General features: G+C 60.3%; 18 protein-coding genes. 7 read left to right on the top strand and 11 right to left on the bottom strand.

The features are described from left to right. The first annotated feature begins 36 nt into the window (after nt 1-36). Together LOY28_RS26010 and LOY28_RS26005 are read left to right on the top strand one after the other, a co-directional pair. A complete protein-coding gene (locus LOY28_RS26010; RefSeq protein ID WP_019650894.1) occupies nt 37-357 on the top strand; it encodes a hypothetical protein in 321 nt (106 codons plus the stop codon). A 106-nt stretch (nt 358-463) separates the two neighbouring features. Then, nucleotides 464-1,243 carry a YdcF family protein gene (locus LOY28_RS26005; protein ID WP_026286383.1) on the top strand — a complete coding sequence of 260 codons (780 nt, stop codon included), beginning with the start codon at nt 464-466 and terminating at the stop codon, nt 1,241-1,243. Between the two features lie 38 nt (nt 1,244-1,281). Here LOY28_RS26005 and lnt read toward each other — a convergent pair whose 3' ends face one another. From lnt to miaB, 5 genes are all read right to left on the bottom strand, one after another. After that, a complete protein-coding gene (gene lnt / locus LOY28_RS26000) occupies nt 1,282-2,805 on the bottom strand; it encodes an apolipoprotein N-acyltransferase (protein ID WP_138866356.1) in 1,524 nt (507 codons plus the stop codon). A 14-nt stretch (nt 2,806-2,819) separates the two neighbouring features. Then, the gene (locus LOY28_RS25995) at nt 2,820-3,659 is read right to left on the bottom strand and encodes an HlyC/CorC family transporter (protein ID WP_007909641.1); all 840 of its coding nucleotides are present in this window, start codon (nt 3,657-3,659) and stop codon (nt 2,820-2,822) included. Nucleotides 3,660-3,664: 5 nt separating this feature from the next. Next, complete coding sequence (gene ybeY, locus LOY28_RS25990) at nt 3,665-4,159, bottom strand: rRNA maturation RNase YbeY (protein ID WP_018925765.1); 495 nt, start codon at nt 4,157-4,159, stop codon at nt 3,665-3,667. Then, nucleotides 4,152-5,156 carry a PhoH family protein gene (locus LOY28_RS25985; RefSeq protein WP_019020889.1) on the bottom strand — a complete coding sequence of 335 codons (1,005 nt, stop codon included), beginning with the start codon at nt 5,154-5,156 and terminating at the stop codon, nt 4,152-4,154. The genes ybeY and LOY28_RS25985 overlap by 8 nt, the downstream gene beginning before the upstream one ends. 244 nt (nt 5,157-5,400) lie before the next feature. Next, nucleotides 5,401-6,729 carry a tRNA (N6-isopentenyl adenosine(37)-C2)-methylthiotransferase MiaB gene (gene miaB, locus LOY28_RS25980; protein ID WP_018925767.1) on the bottom strand — a complete coding sequence of 443 codons (1,329 nt, stop codon included), beginning with the start codon at nt 6,727-6,729 and terminating at the stop codon, nt 5,401-5,403. Nucleotides 6,730-6,863: 134 nt separating this feature from the next. Between miaB and LOY28_RS25975 the strand changes: the two genes are divergently transcribed. Further along, a complete protein-coding gene (locus LOY28_RS25975) occupies nt 6,864-7,193 on the top strand; it encodes a DUF1820 family protein (protein ID WP_003185742.1) in 330 nt (109 codons plus the stop codon). 183 nt (nt 7,194-7,376) lie between these two features. Here the strand turns inward: LOY28_RS25975 and LOY28_RS25970 are convergent, their stop codons facing one another. From LOY28_RS25970 to LOY28_RS25955, 4 genes are all read right to left on the bottom strand, one after another. Beyond that, entirely contained in the window at nt 7,377-7,931 is a 555-nt protein-coding gene (locus LOY28_RS25970) for a tetratricopeptide repeat protein (protein WP_018925768.1), read from the bottom strand. Nucleotides 7,932-8,155: 224 nt separating this feature from the next. Further along, nucleotides 8,156-9,439, bottom strand: coding sequence for a glutamate-1-semialdehyde 2,1-aminomutase (gene hemL / locus LOY28_RS25965; RefSeq protein WP_018925769.1), 1,284 nt, complete (start codon nt 9,437-9,439; stop codon nt 8,156-8,158). Between the two features lie 16 nt (nt 9,440-9,455). Continuing rightward, on the bottom strand, nt 9,456-10,079 hold the full coding sequence (gene thiE / locus LOY28_RS25960; RefSeq protein ID WP_258612713.1) for a thiamine phosphate synthase: 624 nt from the start codon (nt 10,077-10,079) through the stop codon (nt 9,456-9,458). A 32-nt stretch (nt 10,080-10,111) separates the two neighbouring features. Then, complete coding sequence (locus LOY28_RS25955; protein ID WP_019581334.1) at nt 10,112-10,909, bottom strand: hydroxymethylpyrimidine/phosphomethylpyrimidine kinase; 798 nt, start codon at nt 10,907-10,909, stop codon at nt 10,112-10,114. Nucleotides 10,910-11,337: 428 nt separating this feature from the next. Here LOY28_RS25955 and LOY28_RS25950 point away from each other — a divergent pair, with 428 nt between their 5' ends. The 4 genes from LOY28_RS25950 to LOY28_RS25935 all read left to right on the top strand — a co-directional run bounded on the left by LOY28_RS25950 (nt 11,338) and on the right by LOY28_RS25935 (nt 17,773). Then, nucleotides 11,338-13,719 (top strand): hybrid sensor histidine kinase/response regulator, encoded by a 2,382-nt coding sequence (locus LOY28_RS25950; RefSeq protein ID WP_111454208.1) that lies wholly within the window; start codon nt 11,338-11,340, stop codon nt 13,717-13,719. A gap of 73 nt (nt 13,720-13,792) precedes the next feature. After that, nucleotides 13,793-15,442, top strand: coding sequence for an acyl-CoA dehydrogenase family protein (locus LOY28_RS25945; protein WP_258612712.1), 1,650 nt, complete (start codon nt 13,793-13,795; stop codon nt 15,440-15,442). A gap of 118 nt (nt 15,443-15,560) precedes the next feature. After that, nucleotides 15,561-17,060 carry an AMP nucleosidase gene (gene amn, locus LOY28_RS25940; RefSeq protein WP_018925774.1) on the top strand — a complete coding sequence of 500 codons (1,500 nt, stop codon included), beginning with the start codon at nt 15,561-15,563 and terminating at the stop codon, nt 17,058-17,060. Between the two features lie 146 nt (nt 17,061-17,206). Beyond that, nucleotides 17,207-17,773, top strand: a complete 567-nt coding sequence (locus LOY28_RS25935; RefSeq protein ID WP_258614509.1) for a pseudouridine synthase — start codon at nt 17,207-17,209, stop codon at nt 17,771-17,773. Here the strand turns inward: LOY28_RS25935 and LOY28_RS25930 are convergent. Continuing rightward, the gene (locus LOY28_RS25930; protein WP_007937369.1) at nt 17,768-17,977 is read right to left on the bottom strand and encodes a DUF2788 domain-containing protein; all 210 of its coding nucleotides are present in this window, start codon (nt 17,975-17,977) and stop codon (nt 17,768-17,770) included. The genes LOY28_RS25935 and LOY28_RS25930 overlap by 6 nt on opposite strands. A 226-nt stretch (nt 17,978-18,203) precedes the next feature. Beyond that, a complete protein-coding gene (locus LOY28_RS25925; protein ID WP_007937367.1) occupies nt 18,204-18,683 on the bottom strand; it encodes an Lrp/AsnC family transcriptional regulator in 480 nt (159 codons plus the stop codon). Between the last annotated feature and the right edge of the window lie 246 nt (nt 18,684-18,929).

The raw sequence follows: 18,929 nt of genomic DNA, 5'->3' as shown, positions 1-18,929 counted from the left end.
AAAGGGGAGTGAGTCTTATCTTCAATGAGGTGATGGATGGTTGATTCACAGCAAAAAGCTACAAAACCGGAGTTGTACGAAAGACTGATCGACCGTCTCGCAATGGCCTTGGACGCGGCCAAAACCGCTGGACGGCTTCGCGACGAGCGTCCCCTGGAGCTGGAACTGCGTGGTTTGACCCCCGCAGAGTTTGAACTGGTCAAGGCCTATCTGGACCGCAGTGAACGTGAAACGCACGGATGCTTGTCAGCAGCAATGAAGCAACTCGAGGCACCACGTACGGCCAAGATCCTCTGGCTCAAGGATAAGACACCCGGCGGAGGCGCGGTAAAGGTCCGGTCTCTGCAGTTCAAGTAAGGACACTTGAAACCATCGCATATGGTTTTTTGAAATAAAGTCCTTCCGCATTTGTTGTCGCATTGCGTTAACCCACTTAGGCTTCGGGCATCTATGGAGATGCCCGATGCCTTTTCGTTATTTCATTAAACAACTTCTATTGCCGCCCGGCGTTCTTTTGCTGTTACTGGTACTCGCCTGGTGGTGGCGCCGCTCAAGGCCGAGGCTGGCGGGAGCGTGCTTCGTTATGGGGGTGGGCGGCTTCTGGTTGATGAGCCTGCCAGTCATGGTGGAGTGGACTGCCAAGGCTCTGGAGCGCGAGCCGCCGCTCGTGCGCGAGGAATGGGCCACCCTGGGCCAGCGCGCCGACGCGATCGTGGTGCTGGGTTCCGGGCGTGAGCGTGGCGACCTGGCCTGGGGCGTCGACCAGCCCACCGGCGTAGGTCTTGGGCGCGAGCGCTATGCCGCGCGTCTGGCCAAGGCTTCCGGCTTGCCGATTCTGGCCAGCGGCGGCCTGCATTACGGGACACCGCCGACTGAAGCGCAGCTGATGGCAGATTCGTTGCTCGATGATTTTGGCGTGACGGTACGCTGGCAGGAAGGGCGCAGCCGCACAACCTGGGAAAACGCGCAGTTCAGCGCCCAGGTATTGTTGCCGCAGGGGATCAAACGGGTGGTGGTCGTGACTCAGGCGTGGCATATGCCGCGGGCGGTGTGGAGCTTTGAGCAGGCCGGATTTGAGGTGGTGCCGGCGCCGGTGGGGTTTTTAGGCGTGGACAATGCGCGGCCGCTGGGTGGCTGGATGCCGGAATTCAAATCGATCTGGCAATCGGGGCAGTTGATGAATGAGCTCGTGGGGCAGGTCGGGTATTGGATGTTCTATCGAGGCGAGCCTGTTGAGGAGTGATCATTCCCACGCCAGTGCATGGGAATGATCCTGCCGGGTTAAACGGTCTTCGCCATCCGGTTGGCCATCAACGCCCAGCCAAACAACAGCACGCAAATGATGATCAACGGCCACGAACGCCATTGCAGATACGGCGTCAGGTTATGCATTGGCACCACTTCGCCGTACAGAATACCGCGTTCGAACTGCGGGATCCGGGCAGTGATCTGACCAAACGGGTTGATCAGGCCGGTCACGCCGTTGTTGGTGGCGCGGATCATCCAGCGGCCGGCCTCAAGGGCGCGCATCTGCGCCATCTGCAAGTGTTGCAATGGACCGATCGAGGTGCCGAACCAGGTGTCGTTGCTGATGGTCAGCAGCAAATCGCTGCGGGCGGCGAGGCCTGCGGCGAATTCCGGGTAGACCACTTCGTAGCAGATGTACGGCGCAATCTGATAGCCCTTGGCCTGTAGCAGCGGTTGATCGGCCGGTCCACGGGCAAAGTCGGACATCGGCAGGTCGAAGAACGCGATCAGGCCGCGCAAGACTTCCTGCAACGGAACGTATTCACCGAATGGCACCAGTTTCTGCTTCAGGTAAGTGCCATCACCTTCACCGACAACGGTGATGCCGTTGAAGTAGCGCTTCTCGTGATGGACTTCCTGGCGAATCGGCACGCCGGTAATCAGCGCGGATTTACGCTCTGCAGCGAAGCTGCCCATCATGTCCAGATAGCCCTCGGCGGATTCCTTGAGCACCGGGACCGCCGTTTCCGGCCAGATCAGCAAGTCGACGGGTTTGGAGCTGAAACTCATGTCGCGGTACAGCGCCAGCTGCGCGTTGATCTGCGACGGGTCCCATTTCATGCTTTGTTCGATGTTGCCCTGAATCGCCGCGACGCTCAACGGCGCACCCGAAGGGCTGGTCCAGGCGTGTTCCTTGAGCGCCAGGCCGATCACCCACGGGCCGGCCAGCAGCAACACGCCAGCGGCAATAAAGCCCTTGCGAGCGGTGCGAATCAGGCGCGGTGCGTTGTAGATCAGCGCGGCGGTCAGGGCCAGCGCGAATGAAATCAGCCACATTCCGCCGACCGGTGCGAGACCGGCCAATGGGCCGTCGAGCTGGCTGTAACCGGAATAGAGCCATGGGAAACCGGTGAGGAACCAGCCGCGAAAGGCTTCCTGACCCACCCACAGCGCCGCAAACGCCAGGGCATCGGCCAGCGGCGCTTCGTTACGGCGCAGCCAGCGCGCCCAAATCCAGGCGGGCAAGGCGAAGAACCAGGCAATCGCTGCGGTGAAGAGCAGCATCAAGAACCCGGCCAGCAGTACAGATGCGCCGCCGAAGTTGTGAATGCTGTAGTAGATCCAGCTGGTTCCGCCGGCAAACAGGCCGAAACCGAAACACCAGCCACGGCCCAGGGCCTGACGGGGGCTCAGCTCGCGCAAGCCGGCGTAAAAGAAACCGACCGCCAGCAATGCCAGCGGCCAGATATCGAATGGCGCCAAGGCCAGGGTGGTGAGTGCACCGGCCGCCACGGCCAGCAGGTTACCGGGCCAGCCGGGGCGGGTCATCCAGCGCATTTCAATCCTTAGAGTTACCGAGCTATAGGTGTCAGACGCAGCAAATGAATCCGACGGCTGTCGGCGTTCAGGATGCGGAAGCGATAGGCGCCGATTTCGGTGATTTCGTTGCGTTTTGGCAAGTGCCCGAACGCGCTCATCACCAGTCCGCCGACGGTGTCGAATTCGTCGTCGGAGAATTCGCTGTCAAAGAACTCATTGAAGTTCTCGATCGGCGTCAGGGCCTTGATCAGGAAGTCACCGCTGGGCAGCGGCTTGATGTAGCTGTCTTCTTCGACGTCATGCTCGTCTTCGATGTCGCCGACGATCTGTTCGAGCACGTCTTCGATGGTCACCAGACCGGCCACGCCGCCGTATTCGTCAATGACGATGGCCATGTGGTTATGGTTGGCGCGGAATTCGCGCAGCAGCACATTCAGGCGCTTGGACTCGGGCACGAAGGTGGCCGGGCGTAGCAGGTCCTTGATGTTGAAGCTGTCACCGTTCTCCTTGAGGATCAACGGCAGCAAGTCCTTGGCCAGCAACACGCCCATCACGTCATCATGGCTTTCGCCGATCACCGGGTAGCGGGAGTGGGCCGAGTCGACCACGGCAGGCAGGAACTCGCGAGGTGTCTGGGTCGCCTTGATGCTGATCATCTGCGAACGCGGGACCATGATGTCCCGTACTTGCAGGTCTGCAACCTGGATGGCGCCTTCGACGATGGCCAGCGCTTCGCTGTCCAGCAACTTGTTTTGGTGTGCATCGCGCAGCAGCTCCAGCAGCTCCTGGCGGTTTTTCGGCTCGTGGGCAAAAGCCTGGGTGAGCTTACCCAGCCAAGACTTCTGCCCGTTGCTCGATCGATCTTCGCTCATAGCGATTACTCTGAATCCTTTGTTGTAACGATAGGGGATGTGTCTGTTTCGTCGTCCGCATAAGGGTCCGGATGACCCAGTTCTGCAAGCAACGTTCGTTCCAGTGCTTCCATTTCTTCGGCTTCGTCGTCATCTATATGGTCGTAACCAAGCAGATGCAAGCAGCCGTGAATGACCAGATGCGCCCAATGGGCGTTGAGTGCCTTGCCTTGTTCGGCGGCTTCGCGCTCGACCACGGCCACGCAGATCACCAGATCGCCCAGTAACGGGATATCCAGCAACTCGTCCGGCACATCGGCAGGAAATGACAGCACGTTGGTGGCGTAATCCTTCTGCCGCCAGGTGTGATTCAGTTCGCGGCCTTCTTCTTCGTCGACCAGACGAATGGTCAGCTCGGAGTCGGCGGTGCGCTGGCGCAAGGCCAGTTCGCACCATTTCCGGAACTCGGCTTCACTCGGGGCAGGTGCGTCGCTGGCCAGTTGCAGATCAAGCTCAAGCATCGTGCGGGGTGTCCTTTGGCGCGGCATCGGCAGCGCGATTTTCGAAGCGCTCGTACGCCTCGACGATGCGTTGCACCAGCGGATGGCGCACCACGTCCTTGGGCTGGAAGTGGGTGAAGCTGATGCCCGGAACGTCCTTGAGCACTTCGATCACATGATGCAGCCCGGACTTGGTGCCGCGTGGCAGGTCGACCTGGGTGATGTCACCGGTGATGACCGCCGTGGAGCCAAAGCCGATCCGGGTCAGGAACATCTTCATCTGTTCGACGGTGGTGTTCTGGCTTTCGTCGAGGATGATGAAGCTGTTGTTCAGCGTGCGGCCGCGCATGTAGGCCAGTGGCGCGACTTCAATCACCTGACGCTCGATTAGCTTGGCGACATATTCGAAGCCGAGCATTTCGTAGAGCGCGTCGTAGAGCGGGCGCAGGTACGGGTCGATTTTTTGCGACAGGTCGCCGGGCAGGAAGCCGAGTTTTTCACCCGCTTCAACCGCCGGACGCACCAACAGGATGCGACGAATCTGCTCGCGTTCCAGTGCGTCTACCGCGCAGGCAACAGCCAGATAGGTCTTGCCGGTACCGGCCGGGCCGATGCCGAAATTGATGTCGTTACCGAGGATTTCTTTCACGTAGCGCAGTTGATTCAAGCCGCGAGGGCGAATCATGCCTTTTTTGGTGCGCAAGGCGACGGACGGTTCGGCGGGGGAGTGGTTGTCCAGTTCCTCGACGGCCGATTCCTGCAGGAACAGGTGAACCATGTCCGGCGACAGCTCGGTACCCTTGGTTTCCCGGTACAAGCGACGCAGGAGGTTTTCCGCGGAGGTGGTGTGCTTGGGCTCGCCGATCAGTTCGAACTGGTTTCCGCGGTTGCGGATCTCGATGGTCAGGCGCTGTTCGATCAAGCGCAGATGCTCATCGAATTGCCCGCACAAATTGGCGAAGCGGCGAGCTTCAAAAGGCTCGAGGATGAAACGATGTGGTTCTATGGGTGCGTTCAAGGTCGTATTTAGCCGCCCTGGGGCAATATTGATGAAATAAAGGATAACGCCAGTCGCCTGGGTGCGAAAGCTCTTAAAGCAGTCTCACTGGATAACTGTGGCGAGGGAGCTTGCTCCCGCTGGAGTGCGAAGCGCTCCCAAATCATCCAGCCTCAATCTTTCAGGATCGAGGTGTCTGGTTTGCGGCTGCTTCGCAACCGAGCGGGAGCAAGCTCCCTCGCCACAAAGGCTCTATGGCCTGCTGTTATTGGATCAGCGAACCCCGCAGCGAGTGTGGTTGCGCGGCGTCGATGTGCACGTCGGCGAACTGGCCGATCAGGGTCGGATTGTCGCAGCGGAAGTTGACGATACGGTTATTCTCGGTGCGCCCCTGCAGTTCGCCAGGGTCTTTTTTCGAATAATCGGTAACCAGAATCCGCTGAATGGAGCCCACCATTTGTCGGCTGATCTCGAACCCTTGCTGGTTCAGGCGATGTTGCAGGGCATTCAGGCGTTCTTTTTTCAGTTCTTCCGGCGTTTCGTCGGCCAGGTCGGCGGCCGGGGTGCCCGGGCGTTGGCTGTAGACGAACGAGTAGGAGAAGTCGAAACCGACGTCTTCGATCAGCTTCATGGTCTGTTCGAAGTCTTTTTCGGTCTCGCCCGGGAAGCCGACGATAAAGTCCGAACTGATGCAGATCCCCGGCACGGCGGCCCGCAGTTTGCGCAGTTTGGACTTGTACTCCAGCGCGGTGTGGTTGCGCTTCATCGCCGCGAGGATTCGGTCGGAGCCCGATTGCACCGGCAAGTGCAGGTGTTTTACCAGTTCCGGTACGTCGGCGTGGGCCTGGATCAGGCTGTCGGAGAACTCCAGCGGGTGCGAAGTGGTGTAGCGAATCCGGTCGATGCCATCGACGGCGGCGACCACCCGGATCAATTCCGCCAGGTCGGCCAGGCGACCGTCGTGAGTGGTCCCGCGATAGCCGTTGACGTTTTGCCCCAACAGAGTCACTTCGCGCACGCCGTTTTCGGCCAGGTGGATGATCTCGGCAATCACATCGTCGAACGGCCGGCTGACTTCTTCACCGCGGGTATAAGGCACCACGCAGAAGGTGCAGTACTTGCTGCAGCCTTCCATGACCGACACGTAAGCGCTCGGCCCATCGATGCGCGGTTCGGGCAAGTGGTCGAATTTTTCGATTTCCGGGAACGAGACGTCGACTTGCGGCAGTTTGGTAGCGCGCGCGGCGTCGATCATTTCCGGCAGGCGGTGCAGGGTCTGCGGGCCGAACACCACGTCGACATACGGAGCGCGATCACGGATGGCCGCGCCTTCCTGGCTGGCCACGCAACCGCCGACGGCGATGACCATTTCCGGATTGGCCAGTTTCAGTTCGCGCCAGCGGCCGAGCTGGGAATACACCCGGTCCTGGGCGCGTTCACGGATCGAGCAGGTATTGAGCAGGATCACGTCGGCGTCTTCAGCGCGGGCGGTGACTTCCAGGGCCTGATGTTCACCCAACAGATCGACCATGCGCGAGCTGTCGTACTCGTTCATCTGGCAACCGTGGGTTTCGATGTAAAGCTTCTTGGCCATGGAAAGATTCATCACGTGATTCAAAGAACCGCGCATTATAGGGAACATGTCCCAAGGTTCCTACCGCTGCGCGTCCGGTGGCTATGCTATAGTTCGCGCCCTCATTTTTATCCCCGATGTGTTACCCGCCCACCATGACCAAACGTGAAGCTCCAATCTACAAGGTGATTTTCCTCAATCAGGGCCAGGTGTTCGAAATGTACGCCAAGCAGATCTATCAAAGTGATCTGTGGGGCTTCCTGGAAGTGGAAGAGTTCGTCTTTGGCGAGCGCACGCAAGTGGTCGTCGATCCGAGCGAAGAAAAGCTCAAGGCTCAGTTCGAAGGCGTTGTGCGCAGTTTTGTGCCGATGCATTCGATCGTGCGCATCGACGAGGTCGAACGCCTTGGCACGCCGAAAATCAGCGAAGCCCGCGGCGCGGTCGGTAATGTCATGCCGTTTCCGATGCCGATGCCTGAGAAGTAAGCAGCAGGTTTTTCTAAGGTGAGAATGGCTTTTTGTGGCGAGGGAGCTTGCTCCCGCCAGGGCGCGAAGCGGCCCCGAGATCTGCAATCACGATAAGTCTGGCACACCGCGTTCTTGGGTTTTACGACTGCTGCGCAGCCGAGCGGGGAGCAAGCTCCCTCGCCACAGGGGGGCGTGTTCAATTCAGGGAAGTGGCGAAAACGGCGTACGCCCGTCGGCGCTCTGCAATTCCATCAGGTATTTACGGAAAATTTGCCCCAGCACCTGGGTAGCAACTTCCAGGTCTTCGCGGGGCATTTTTTCGGCGACTTCGTCGGCGGTGTCCAGCGCGTCTTCGGCGCCGTTGACCGCAGCCATTTTCAGCACGATATACGCCTGAATGTTATTGGCCGGTACACCTTCGCCATGGAAGAACATAGTGCCGAGTTTGAATTGCGCCTGGGCATGACCTTGCAGCGAGGCCTTTTCGAAGTAGCTCAGGGCTTTATTGAGGTCGCGCGGCACGTTCTTGCCTTCGTAGTAGAACTCACCCAACTCGTATTGCGCTTGCGCATCCCCTTCATCCGACGCTTTCTGGCAGGCGGCGAGCGCTTGCGTCAGGTCTTGCGGCTGAGTATTGAGGGTGCAGCGACCCATCGCCGGGATCAACAACGAGTTGCCGCCTGCTTGTGCGAGCGCGAGCAGGGGCTGAAGGAGCAACAGGCAGCCCAATGCAAGGGTGCGGCCGGTGCGGTTCATGGGAATCGACTTACCTCTGAGGGGCGCGCGGACCCGTCGAGGGATCCAATAAGCGCGCATTATGAAATAAGCAGGGCCAACCTTACAAAGTCTTTACTCGTTTTTCTGCTGCGCGGGGACTATATCACCCACTTTGCGGGGGATTATTGGCAGCTGAGCAGGAAAAAGGGAGCGGATGTAGGTGAAAGCTGACGCTGGCAATCGCCAACGTCAGCGTCGCAGATTTACTTCAGTGCGGCGAAGGCACGTTCGGCGGCGTCCAGCGTCAGTTTCAACTCGGTTTCGCCGTGGGCGATCGAGGTGAAGCCGGCTTCGAAGGCGCTCGGCGCCAGGTACACGCCGCCTTCGAGCATCAGGTGGAAGAAGCGCCCGAACAGGTTCGCATCGCTGGCCATCACGTCATCGAAGGTGACGATGTCGTCGGCGCCGCTGAAGTACAGACCGAACATGCCGCCGGCCTGAGTGGTCACGAACGGAATGCCAGCGGCATCGGCGCGCTGTTGCAGGCCATCGAGCAGGCGGCTGGTGTAGTCGCTCAGCTCGGCGTGGAAGCCCGGACGACTGATCAGACGCAGCGTGGTCAGGCCAGCCGCCATCGCCAGCGGGTTACCCGATAACGTACCGGCCTGGTAGACCGGGCCCAGTGGCGCGATGTGTTCCATGATTTTGCGTTTGCCGCCGAAGCAGCCCACGGGCATGCCGCCACCGATGATCTTGCCGAAGGTGCTCAGGTCCGGTGTTACGCCGTAATAGGCTTGGGCACCGCCGAGGGCGACACGGAAACCGGTCATCACTTCGTCGAAAATCAGCACCACGCCGTGCTTGTCGCACAGGGTCCGCAGGCCTTCGAGGAAACCCGGTGCCGGCGGTACGCAGTTCATGTTGCCGGCCACCGGTTCGACGATGATGCACGCCACGTCCTGGCCGACTTCGGCGAGCATGGCTTCTACTGCGTCGATGTCGTTGAACGGCAGGGTCAGGGTGTGTTTGGCGAACGCCGCCGGTACACCGGCCGAGCTCGGTACGCCTTGGGTCAGGGCGCCGGAACCGGCCTTGACCAGCAGGCTGTCAGAGTGACCGTGGTAGCAGCCTTCGAATTTGATGATGCTGTCGCGACCGGTGAAACCACGGGCCAGACGGATCGCACTCATGGTCGCTTCGGTGCCGGAGCTGACCATGCGCACCATTTCCATCGATGGCACGATCGAGCAGACCAGATCGGCCATCTCGGTTTCCATCGCGGTCGGGGCGCCGTAGGACAGTCCGTGCTCAAGCTGTTTGCGCACCGCGTCCAGCACGTCCGGGTGGCTATGGCCGAGAATCATCGGGCCCCAGGAACCGACGTAATCCACATAGCGCTTGTCGTCTTCGTCGGTGACGTAGGCGCCTTCGGCGTGTTTGAAGAACAACGGCGTGCCGCCAACGCTCTTGAACGCACGAACAGGCGAGTTCACGCCTCCGGGGATGTGTTTCTGGGCATTGGCAAACAGGGTTTCGGAACGAGACATTATTTGGCTCTCAAAATCAGGATTTGAACAATTCGTTAAAGGCGCGGGCGCGACGCGTCACTTCAGCCGTGCTCTCGGCGCCGAACAGGCCATGCACCACCGCCAGCAGATCGACGCCGTGGGCCACCAGCGGGGCAGCGTTGTCCAGGGTGATGCCGCCGATCGCACAGATCGGCAGGTGCAGTTTGCTGCGGGCCTGATCAAGCAAGTCGAGGCTGCATGTCGGGGCGCCAGGCTTGGTGTTGGAATTGAAGAAGCGGCCGAAGGCGACGTAACTGGCGCCTTCCTTGGCGGCTTGTTCGGCGAGTTCGAGTTGCGCGTGGCAGGTCGAGCCGATGATCGCCTGACGCCCGAGCAGTGCTCGCACCGGCATCAGTGGGCCATCAGTCTGGCCCAGGTGCACGCCGACATTCAGTCGCGCGGCCAGTTCGGCGTCGTCGTTGATGATCAGCTGGGTTTTATAGAGTTCACACAAGTTGCGCAGGGCTTCGGCCTCGCGCAGGCGGCGGGCCTCGTCGCTGCTTTTGTCGCGGTATTGCAGCAAGGTGACACCGCCGTCCAACGCTGCTTTTACATACGGTAGAAATTTACCGGCAAGCAACTGGCTGTCGGTAACGGCGTACAGGCCACGTAGTTTCATCGGACAAGCCTCTGCGCTTTACGCATCGAAAGTTACGAACAGAAATCCAGCGGCAGGCGGCGGGGCACGAACTGGCCTTTGCCCAGCTGTTCCGCATCTCGCAGGGTGCGCCAAGTGTAGTCAAGCGCGCTCTGTACGGCACTGGCGAGGTGTTCACCCTGGGCCAGGCGACCGGCGAGGGCGCTGGCCAGCGTGCAACCGGAACCGTGATAACTGCCGGGCAGGCGCTGGCAGGTAAAGGTTTCGCGGCGACCGTCGCGGCTGTACAGGCGGTTGTGGATTTCGTGTTCGTCGCCATGGCCGCCGGTGATCAGCAGGTGTTTGACGAATGGCAGGAGTTTTTCCGCGCACTCGTCGGCGGTGCCTTCGGGCAGTTCGGCGAGGATGCGGGCTTCGGGAAGGTTAGGGGTGGCGATGATCGACAACGGCAGCAAGCGTTCGCGCATGGCGTAGCCGACTTCGTCCTTGCCCAGTCGTCCGCCACCGCCGGCGCGCAGCACCGGGTCGCAGACCACTGGCAAATGCGGGTGCGCTGAAAGCAGTTCGACCACGGTGTCGACCATTTCCAGGGAACCGAGCATGCCCAGTTTGACGGCGGCGACTTCGGAGTCGTTGAGCACGGCATTGGCCTGGGCCAGTACCCACTCGCGATCGAGCACGCGGAAGTCAGTGACGTTGACTGTGTCTTGCACGGTCAGGGCGGTGACGGCCGGAGCCGCATGGCAACCCTGGGCAAGCAGGGCTTCGATATCTGCCTGCAAGCCGGCGCCACCACTAGGGTCGTGGCCGGAGAGACAGAGGACAACGGGGCGAGAGCTGTAGATATTCATGGTGCGCGAGCTTACCACCAAACATGTTTTTCGGGTGTTGCGACGTCCAGTCCGGCCGATACATTGTGGGCGAGGGGGCTTGCCCCCGTTGGGGTGCGAAGCGCCCCCTTTGCCTTCTGTCTGGAACACCGCGTCGGCAGATTTACGACTGCTTCGCAGCCGAACGGGGGCAAGCCCCCTCGCCACAGGTGTTCATCACTCGCCGGGACATTGTCACATCCTGATCAAGCCAACAGCTCTAGCTCAATACATAGCGCTGGAACGCCCGTGCTAGAGCCTTTTTAGGAAAAAATTCAATGGTGTTCAATGGCCACTAACGGCTATGCTAGAGTGGATCCAAACCAATAACAGGTAATACCGGTTTTACGTCTACTCAAAAGGAATGGGGGGCTTCCTGACAGAACCGGACAGGCCACGCTGGGGCTTAAATGCGCTATTTGCTGATGTTGCTGTTGTGCTTGCCCCTCCTGGCGAGCGCCGTCGAGTTCGACGAGTTCACCCAGAGCCTTCCCCTGGGCCGAACGATGCAGGTTTATGAAGACCCGGGCGGTCAAGCGACCATTGCCGATGTCCGTGCGCAAGCCGCGGCCGGGCACTTCAAACCCCACGATAAAGCCACCCTCAACGCCGGCTATTCGCGTTCGGCGTTCTGGCTGAAAATCGACCTGCAATACCGTCCGACCAATCCGTCGGCGCAACGGACCTGGCTGCTGGAATTGGCCTATCCACCCCTCGATCACCTTGATTTGTACTTGCCCGATGCTGGCGGCGACTATCAATTGGTCCGACAGACGGGCGATGCGTTGCCGTTCGCCACTCGCGAAATTCGTCAGAACAACTATCTGTTCGGTCTGAGCTTTGCGCCCGGGCAGGCGCAAACCGTGTACCTGCGTCTGCAAAGCGAAGGCTCGATCCAGGCGCCCGTCACCTTGTGGTCGAGCACTGCTTACCTTGAAGAGCAGCCGGTGCGGCTTTATGTGCTGGGGCTGATTTACGGCGTGTTGCTGGGGATGCTGGTCTACAACCTGTTCATCTTCCTCAGTGTGCGCGATACCAGTTACCTCTATTACATCGTCTACATCGCCTCGTTCGGCTTGTATCAGCTGTCGGTGAACGGCGCGGCCGTGGAGTATTTCTGGCCGAACAATCCGTGGTGGGCCAATGCCGCGACGCCGTTCTTCATCGGCTGTTCAGGGTTGTTCGGCAGCCAGTTCGCCCGCAGCTTCCTGCGGACGGCCACCCACAGCCGCTGGCTGGACCGTGTGCTATTGGCGCTGATCGCGTTCAGTACGCTGGTGGTCGGGTTATCTCTGATGACCAGTTACGCCCTGGCCCTGCGTCTGGCGACGGCGTTGGCACTGGTCTTTACCGTAGTGATTTTCGCTGCCGGGGTTTTCGCCTGGTGGCGTGGCTTGAGGGTGGCGCGCTACTTCATCATTGCCTGGTCGGCATTTTTGCTCGGTGGCGTCGTCAACACGATGATGGTGTTGGGGTATTTGCCCAACGTGTTCCTCACCATGTACGCCAGCCAGATCGGCTCGGCGCTTGAAGTGGCGTTGCTGTCCCTGGCCCTGGCCGATCGTATCAACGCCATGCGCGAGCATCAGGCACAGACGTTGTTCGACGCCGGCCAGAAGCTTGAGGTGCTGAACCAGCAACTGGCTCACAGCAATAGGCTCAAGGACGAATTCCTCGCCACGTTGACCCACGAACTGCGCACGCCCATGAACGGTGTGATCGGTTCGCTGGAGCTGATGCAGACCGTCGAGATGAACCCAGAGCTGGAGCAGTATCAGCAAACGGCGGCAGGTTCGGCGCGGGACATGATGCGCATGGTCAACGGCATCCTCACCCTGACCGAATTGCAGGCCGGCAAGCTCAAGGTCTATCCGGACACGTTCAGCTTGCGCAGTATGGTCGAGTCTTTGCGCGGGCAGTTCGATGGCAATGCGTCGAGCAAGTCGCTGGACTTCAAGGTCGAGGTAGCACCCGGGTTGCCGGATCGTTTGTTCGGCGACAGCGGCAAGCTGGCGCAATGCCTGGAATGCTTGCTGGACAACGCAATCAAATTCACCCGAGTCGGTGGTCTGGCGCTGCGGGTGACGGGTAAACCGGCGGCGGAGCCCGGTCGGCTGGCGCTGTCTTTTGCGGTGATCGACACCGGCATCGGTTTTACCGATCTGGGGGAGGCGACGCTGTACCAGCGCTTCTTCCAGCTCGACGGCTCGATGACCCGTGAATATGGCGGTCTTGGCGTTGGCCTGGCGATCTGTCGGCAGTTGGTCGAATTGCTCGGGGGGCGCCTGAGCCACCGTTCCGAACCAGGCCGTGGAAGCCGCTTCCAGCTGGACGTCGAATTCGAGCTGTCGTTGGTGGAGCCTGCTCCCTCGATCACCCGGCAGACCACCGGCCTGCGCTTGCCCCAGGAGTGCACGGTATTGCTGGTCGATGACAACAGCATCAATCAATTGGTGATGCGCGGCATGTTGCTCAAGCTCGGGTTCCGGGTACGCACCGCTGACAATGGCCTTGCTGCGCTCGATCAATTGCAATGTGAAGCCGTTGACGCTGTATTGCTCGATTGCCAGTTGCCGCCAGCGGACAGCGCCTCCATCTGCCGCCGGATCCGTGCGTTGCCGGGTTGCGCCGAATTACCCGTGTTCATGATTGCCCTGAGTGCGGACCGAGTGCACTGCCCGAGCGACACCGTGGTCGACTACCTGAACAAACCGGTGAAATTCGAGGACTTGCAGGCCGCGCTCTATCGACGGGTGCTCTGTTCTGGACAAGGCGAAAGCGCCGACATTTAGGCAGATATGCCACTTTGTTCGGCCTCGGGGCGGTGCTTAACTGAAGCCCTTGGCTGACCAAAGGAGCCCCGTCATGAACCTGCATCAGTTCGCCGAAACCCACGAAGTCACCAACCAGCCACCGTCGCTGGATGGCATCAACCTCTATCGCATCGACCTGCCTTTGCAGGAATGGTCGCGACGGTTCGATGCCGGTTGGGCCGAGTCGCGGATCGATGCTTACGGCGCATTGGCCGGCGGGCCGCTGATGGAGGCCGGGTTTGCGGCCAATCAAAACAAACCCGTGTTCGTCAGCCATGACCGTTACGGCCATCGCATCGACCTGGTGGAGTTTCACCCGGCTTATCACCAGTTGATGCACACGGCGGTGGAGCATGGCCTGACAGGGTTGCCCTGGACCGATCCGCAACCGGGCGCTCATGTGGCTCGCGCGTCCATGACGTATTTGCACAGTCAGGCAGAGGCCGGTAGCGGTTGCCCGTTGACCATGACTTTCGCCAGCGTCCCGGCGATGCGCCTGCAACCGGATCTGGCCCGGCAATGGCTGCCGAAAATCCTCGCCATCGAGTACGACCCGCGCAATGTCGGCATGGCCCATAAGGCCGGAGTCACCATCGGCATGGCGATGACCGAGAAACAGGGCGGCACCGATGTGCGGGCCAACACCACCAAGGCGTTTCCGGTGGGGGGCGGTGGGCCGGGCCAGGCGTATGAACTGGTGGGCCACAAGTGGTTCTGCTCGGCGCCAATGTGTGACGCCTTCCTGACCCTGGCCCAGACCGACAAAGGGCTGACCTGTTTCCTGCTGCCGCGTCATCGTCCGGATGACACGCGCAATCAGTTCTACATACAGCGGCTGAAAAACAAACTCGGCAACTGGTCCAACGCCTCCAGCGAGGTGGAGTTCCGTGGCGCCCTGGCCTGGATGGTCGGCGAAGAGGGCCGGGGCGTTCCAACCATTATCGAAATGGTCGCCATGACCCGTTTCGATTGCATGGTCGGCTCCAGCGCGCTGATGCGCCAGGCCCTGACCCAGGCCAGCCATCATTGCGCCCACCGCAAGGTCGGTGGCAAGTTGCTCAGCGAACAACCCTTGATGCAAAACGTGCTGGCCGACCTGGCCCTGGAAAGCGAAGCCGCCCTGGCGTTGAGCCTGCGCATGGGGCGAGCGCTGGATCATCTGGATGACGACCACGAAGCGAAATTCGCTCGATTGGTGACGGCAGTGGGCAAGTACTGGATCTGCAAACGCGCGCCCGCGATGATCAACGAAGCGGCCGAATGCATGGGCGGCGCCGGTTACGTCGAAGAAAGCATCTTGCCGCGACTGTACCGTGAGGCACCGGTCAACTCGACGTGGGAAGGTTCCGGCAACGTGCAATGTCTCGACGTGTTGCGCGCGTTGTCGAAAGAACCGGGCGTGCTCGATGTGCTGTTCAACGAGTTGGGCGATGGCCATGGCGACAAACGCCTGGCCGCACACATCGGCCAGTTGCAGAAGGCGTTCAAGGACACCGACGACATTCAATACCGCGCCCGCCAGCTCACCGAAGACATCGCTTTGGGGCTTCAGGCCAGGCTGTTGCTGGAGGCGGGTAATGCGGCGGTCAGTGATGCGTTCATCGCCAGCCGCCTCGGTTCGGCCGGTCGGGTGTATGGAACGTTGCCACGTGGGCTGGATGTGGAAGCGATTGTGGCCCGCTCGACACCGCAGGGCTTCTGAAGGGCGAAAAGATCGCAGCCTTCGGCAGCCTCTTACAGGTGTACGACGACCCTCTGTAGGAGTTGCCGAAGGCTACGATCTTTTTTCACTGTTCCCGTGAAGCGATGATGCAGGCAAGATGAAGGTCTGCAAGTCAGAACACAGGAAGCTGATCGTGACCGAAGCGTTTATTGTCGTTCAAACCGCCGAGCAAGCCGTTGATCGGCTTGCTGTCTTGCACGAGCGTGCAACCACAGCGCTGAATCAAGCGCTCAAGCGTTATCTCAAGGATCGCGTCGAGCCGGACGCTGAACAGCGTGCCCTGTTTCGTTATCCCGAGTTGCGTCTGACCTACCTCTGCCAGGGCGAAGTCCCACAGACCACTCGCGCCTATGCCAAGGTTCAATTGCCGGGGACCTACAGCGTCACCGTCACTCATCCAGCAGCCTTTCGCAAATACCTGCTGGAGCAACTCGTTCCGTTGATGCACGACTTCACCGTGACCGTGGAAGTCGGCGTCAGCCAGCAAAACATTCCTTATCCGTATGTGGTCGAGCAGGGCGATGAACTGGCCGGCTCTGGCGTTACGGCGGCGGTACTGGCGCGGGTGTTCCCGAGTACGGATCTGTCGGCCGCCACCGATGGCATCGCTGATGGCTTGTACGATTGGGAAAACACCGACCCGCTGCCATTGGCCCTGTTCGATGCCGCGCGGGTGGACTTCTCCCTGCGCCGACTGGTGCACTACACCGGCAGCGACTGGCGGCATGTGCAGCCGTGGATTCTGCTGACCAACTACCACCGTTACGTCGACCAGTTCATCGTTCATGGCCTGGAACAACTGCGCAAAGACCCGCGTTTTGTACGCATGGTGTTGCCGGGCAACGTGATCATCGAAAAGGGCATGGACCACGGCGAAGCCTCGGCGATTGCCGCTGGCGTGGTCTGGCATCGTTACCAGATGCCGGCCTATCACCTGATCGCCAGCGACGGCCATGGCGTGACCCTGGTGAACATCGGCGTCGGCCCGTCCAACGCCAAGAACATCACCGACCATTTGGCCGTGCTGCGTCCGCATTGCTGGCTGATGATCGGCCACTGCGGCGGCTTGCGTCAGTCGCAGACCATTGGCGATTACGTGCTGGCACACGCTTACATGCGTCGCGACGGGATTCTCGACCGGGTGGTGCCACCGAACATTCCGATTCCGGCCTTGGCCGAAGTGCAGTTGGCGTTGCAGCAAGCGGCGGCCAACATCACCGGTGAGAAGGGCGACGAACTGAAAAAACGCCTGCGTACCGGCACCGTGTTGACCTACGACGACCGTAACTGGGAGCTGCGCTGGGCGCAGGAGCGTCCGCTGATCAACCTGTCCCGCGCCGTGGCGGTGGACATGGAAAGCGGCACGATTGCGGCCCAGGGATATCGCTTGCGGGTGCCCTATGGCACGTTGCTCTGTGTGTCGGATAAACCGCTGCACAGCGAAATCAAACTGCCGGGGTCGGCCAACGCGTTCTATGAGCGCGCGGTCAGCCAGCACTTGAAGATCGGCATCGAGGCGGTGGATCTGTTGCGCACCGAGCTCAACTCGCTGCACTCACGCAAACTGCGCAGCTTCGACGAGCCGCCGTTCCGCTGATTGTTCTCATGGTCATTTGACGGTTGGGGCACTAGCATTAGCAGCCCTGACCGTTAGATGTTCTTCTCGCCATGTCCCGTCCTCAACGTCCCGTTTCCCGCCGCCCTGGCGTGAAGCCTGTGTCATCTTCTTCCGCCCCGCGCCGTATCGCCAAAGCGCCCCCGGCCGAGCCGAAGCTGATTCTGTTCAACAAACCTTTCGATGTGCTGACGCAATTCAGCGACGGCGAAGGGCGGGCGACGCTCAAGGACTTTATCGAGATTCCGGGGATTTACCCGGCAGGACGGCTGGACCGCGACAGCGAAGGCTTGCTGCTGCTGACCAACGACGGCCAGCTGCAGGCGCGGATTGCCGACCCGAAACACAAACTGGCCAAGACTTACTGGGTGCAAGTGGAAGGCGAGCCAACCGCCGAGCAGTTGCAGCGTTTGCGCGAGGGCGTCGAGCTGAACGACGGTATGACCTTGCCCGCCGAGGCGCGGCAGCTTGAAGAACCTGAGCTGTGGCCGCGCAACCCGCCTGTGCGTTTTCGCAAAAGCGTGCCCACCAGTTGGCTGGAGTTGGTGATTCGCGAGGGGCGCAACCGTCAGGTGCGGCGCATGACTGCGGCGGTCGGCTTGCCGACGTTGCGCCTGGTGCGGGTCAAAATCGGTGACTGGTCGATCGAAGGGCTCGATCAGGGACAGTGGAAGGAAGTGCCGGCGCGTTTATAGCGTGCCGGATTCGATCAGGCCGATGACCACGCTTTTGATCACGAATGCGGCCACACCCAACCCCAGCACAAAGAACAGAATGAACGAGCCGAAGCGTCCGGCTTTGGATTTTTTTGCCAGATCCCAGACGATGAAACCCATGAAAATGATCAGGATGCTGACCAGGCCAGTCATCATCCACTCTTCAAAAACTGCAGGATCCATTGAACATCTCCAGCGCGGGCGGGGCTAAAAAGGCGGGAGGAGTATACGCCAAGGGGGATTGGCGGGGTATTGACCTGCGTCGGATTGTGGCGAGGGAGCTTGCTCCCGCTGGGGCGCGAAGCGGCCCCAAAATCAGCGACCGGGTTTAATCTGGCACACTGCGTTCACTGGTTTTGCGACTGCTTCGCAGCCGAACGGGAGCAAGCTCCCTCGCCACAAAGCATTCTCAGCTGCGCAAATGAGTTAAAGGCAACTCCGTGCTATTGAGCACCTGGTTCAACACAAAACTCGACCGTACACTCGTCACCCCTTCAATCCGGGTCAGATGCCCCAGCAGCAGCTTCTGATAGTGATCCATGTCCGGCACCACCACCTTGAGCTGATAATCCGCGTCCATCCCGGTCACCAGGCTGCATTCCAGCACTTGCGGTAATGTGCGAATGGCGGCTTCGAAGTTCTCGAAACGCTCGGGTGTATGGCGGTCCATGCCGATCAGCACGTAGGCGGTCAGGCTCAGGCCGAGCATCTTGCGGTCCAGCAAGGCGACCTGGCGGGAGATGTAGCCGTCGTCTTCCAGTTGCTTGACCCGCCGCGAGCAAGGCGAAGGCGACAGGCCGATGCGTTCGGCCAGCTCCTGATTGGAGATGCGCGCGTCGCGCTGTAATTCCGCCAAAATACTCAGGTCGTATCGGTCGAGTTTGCTCATCAATCAGGCCTTTGTCATAACTATTGCGGCAGATTATCTATCCTGAGTTAAAAATTGCGCAAGTGATGTTTATTTGAGCAATCTTCGCAATCCTCTGTCGGTGCTCCGGGCCTATTCTTATCACCAGAATCACTGCTCGGACAAACAGTCCAGTGCGGCTCGCCCAATCAGGCCAGCTGCGGTCGCCACCCCCACCGGGGATGCGTCGGCCCCCGAGCTACACACTGTCCAGAAGACGGCGTGAGG

Source organism: Pseudomonas sp. B21-017 (assembly GCF_024749245.1).
Lineage (GTDB): Bacteria > Pseudomonadota > Gammaproteobacteria > Pseudomonadales > Pseudomonadaceae > Aquipseudomonas.
The sequence above is the reverse complement of the archived record's forward strand: the minus strand, read 5'-3'. Positions and strand labels throughout refer to the sequence as shown.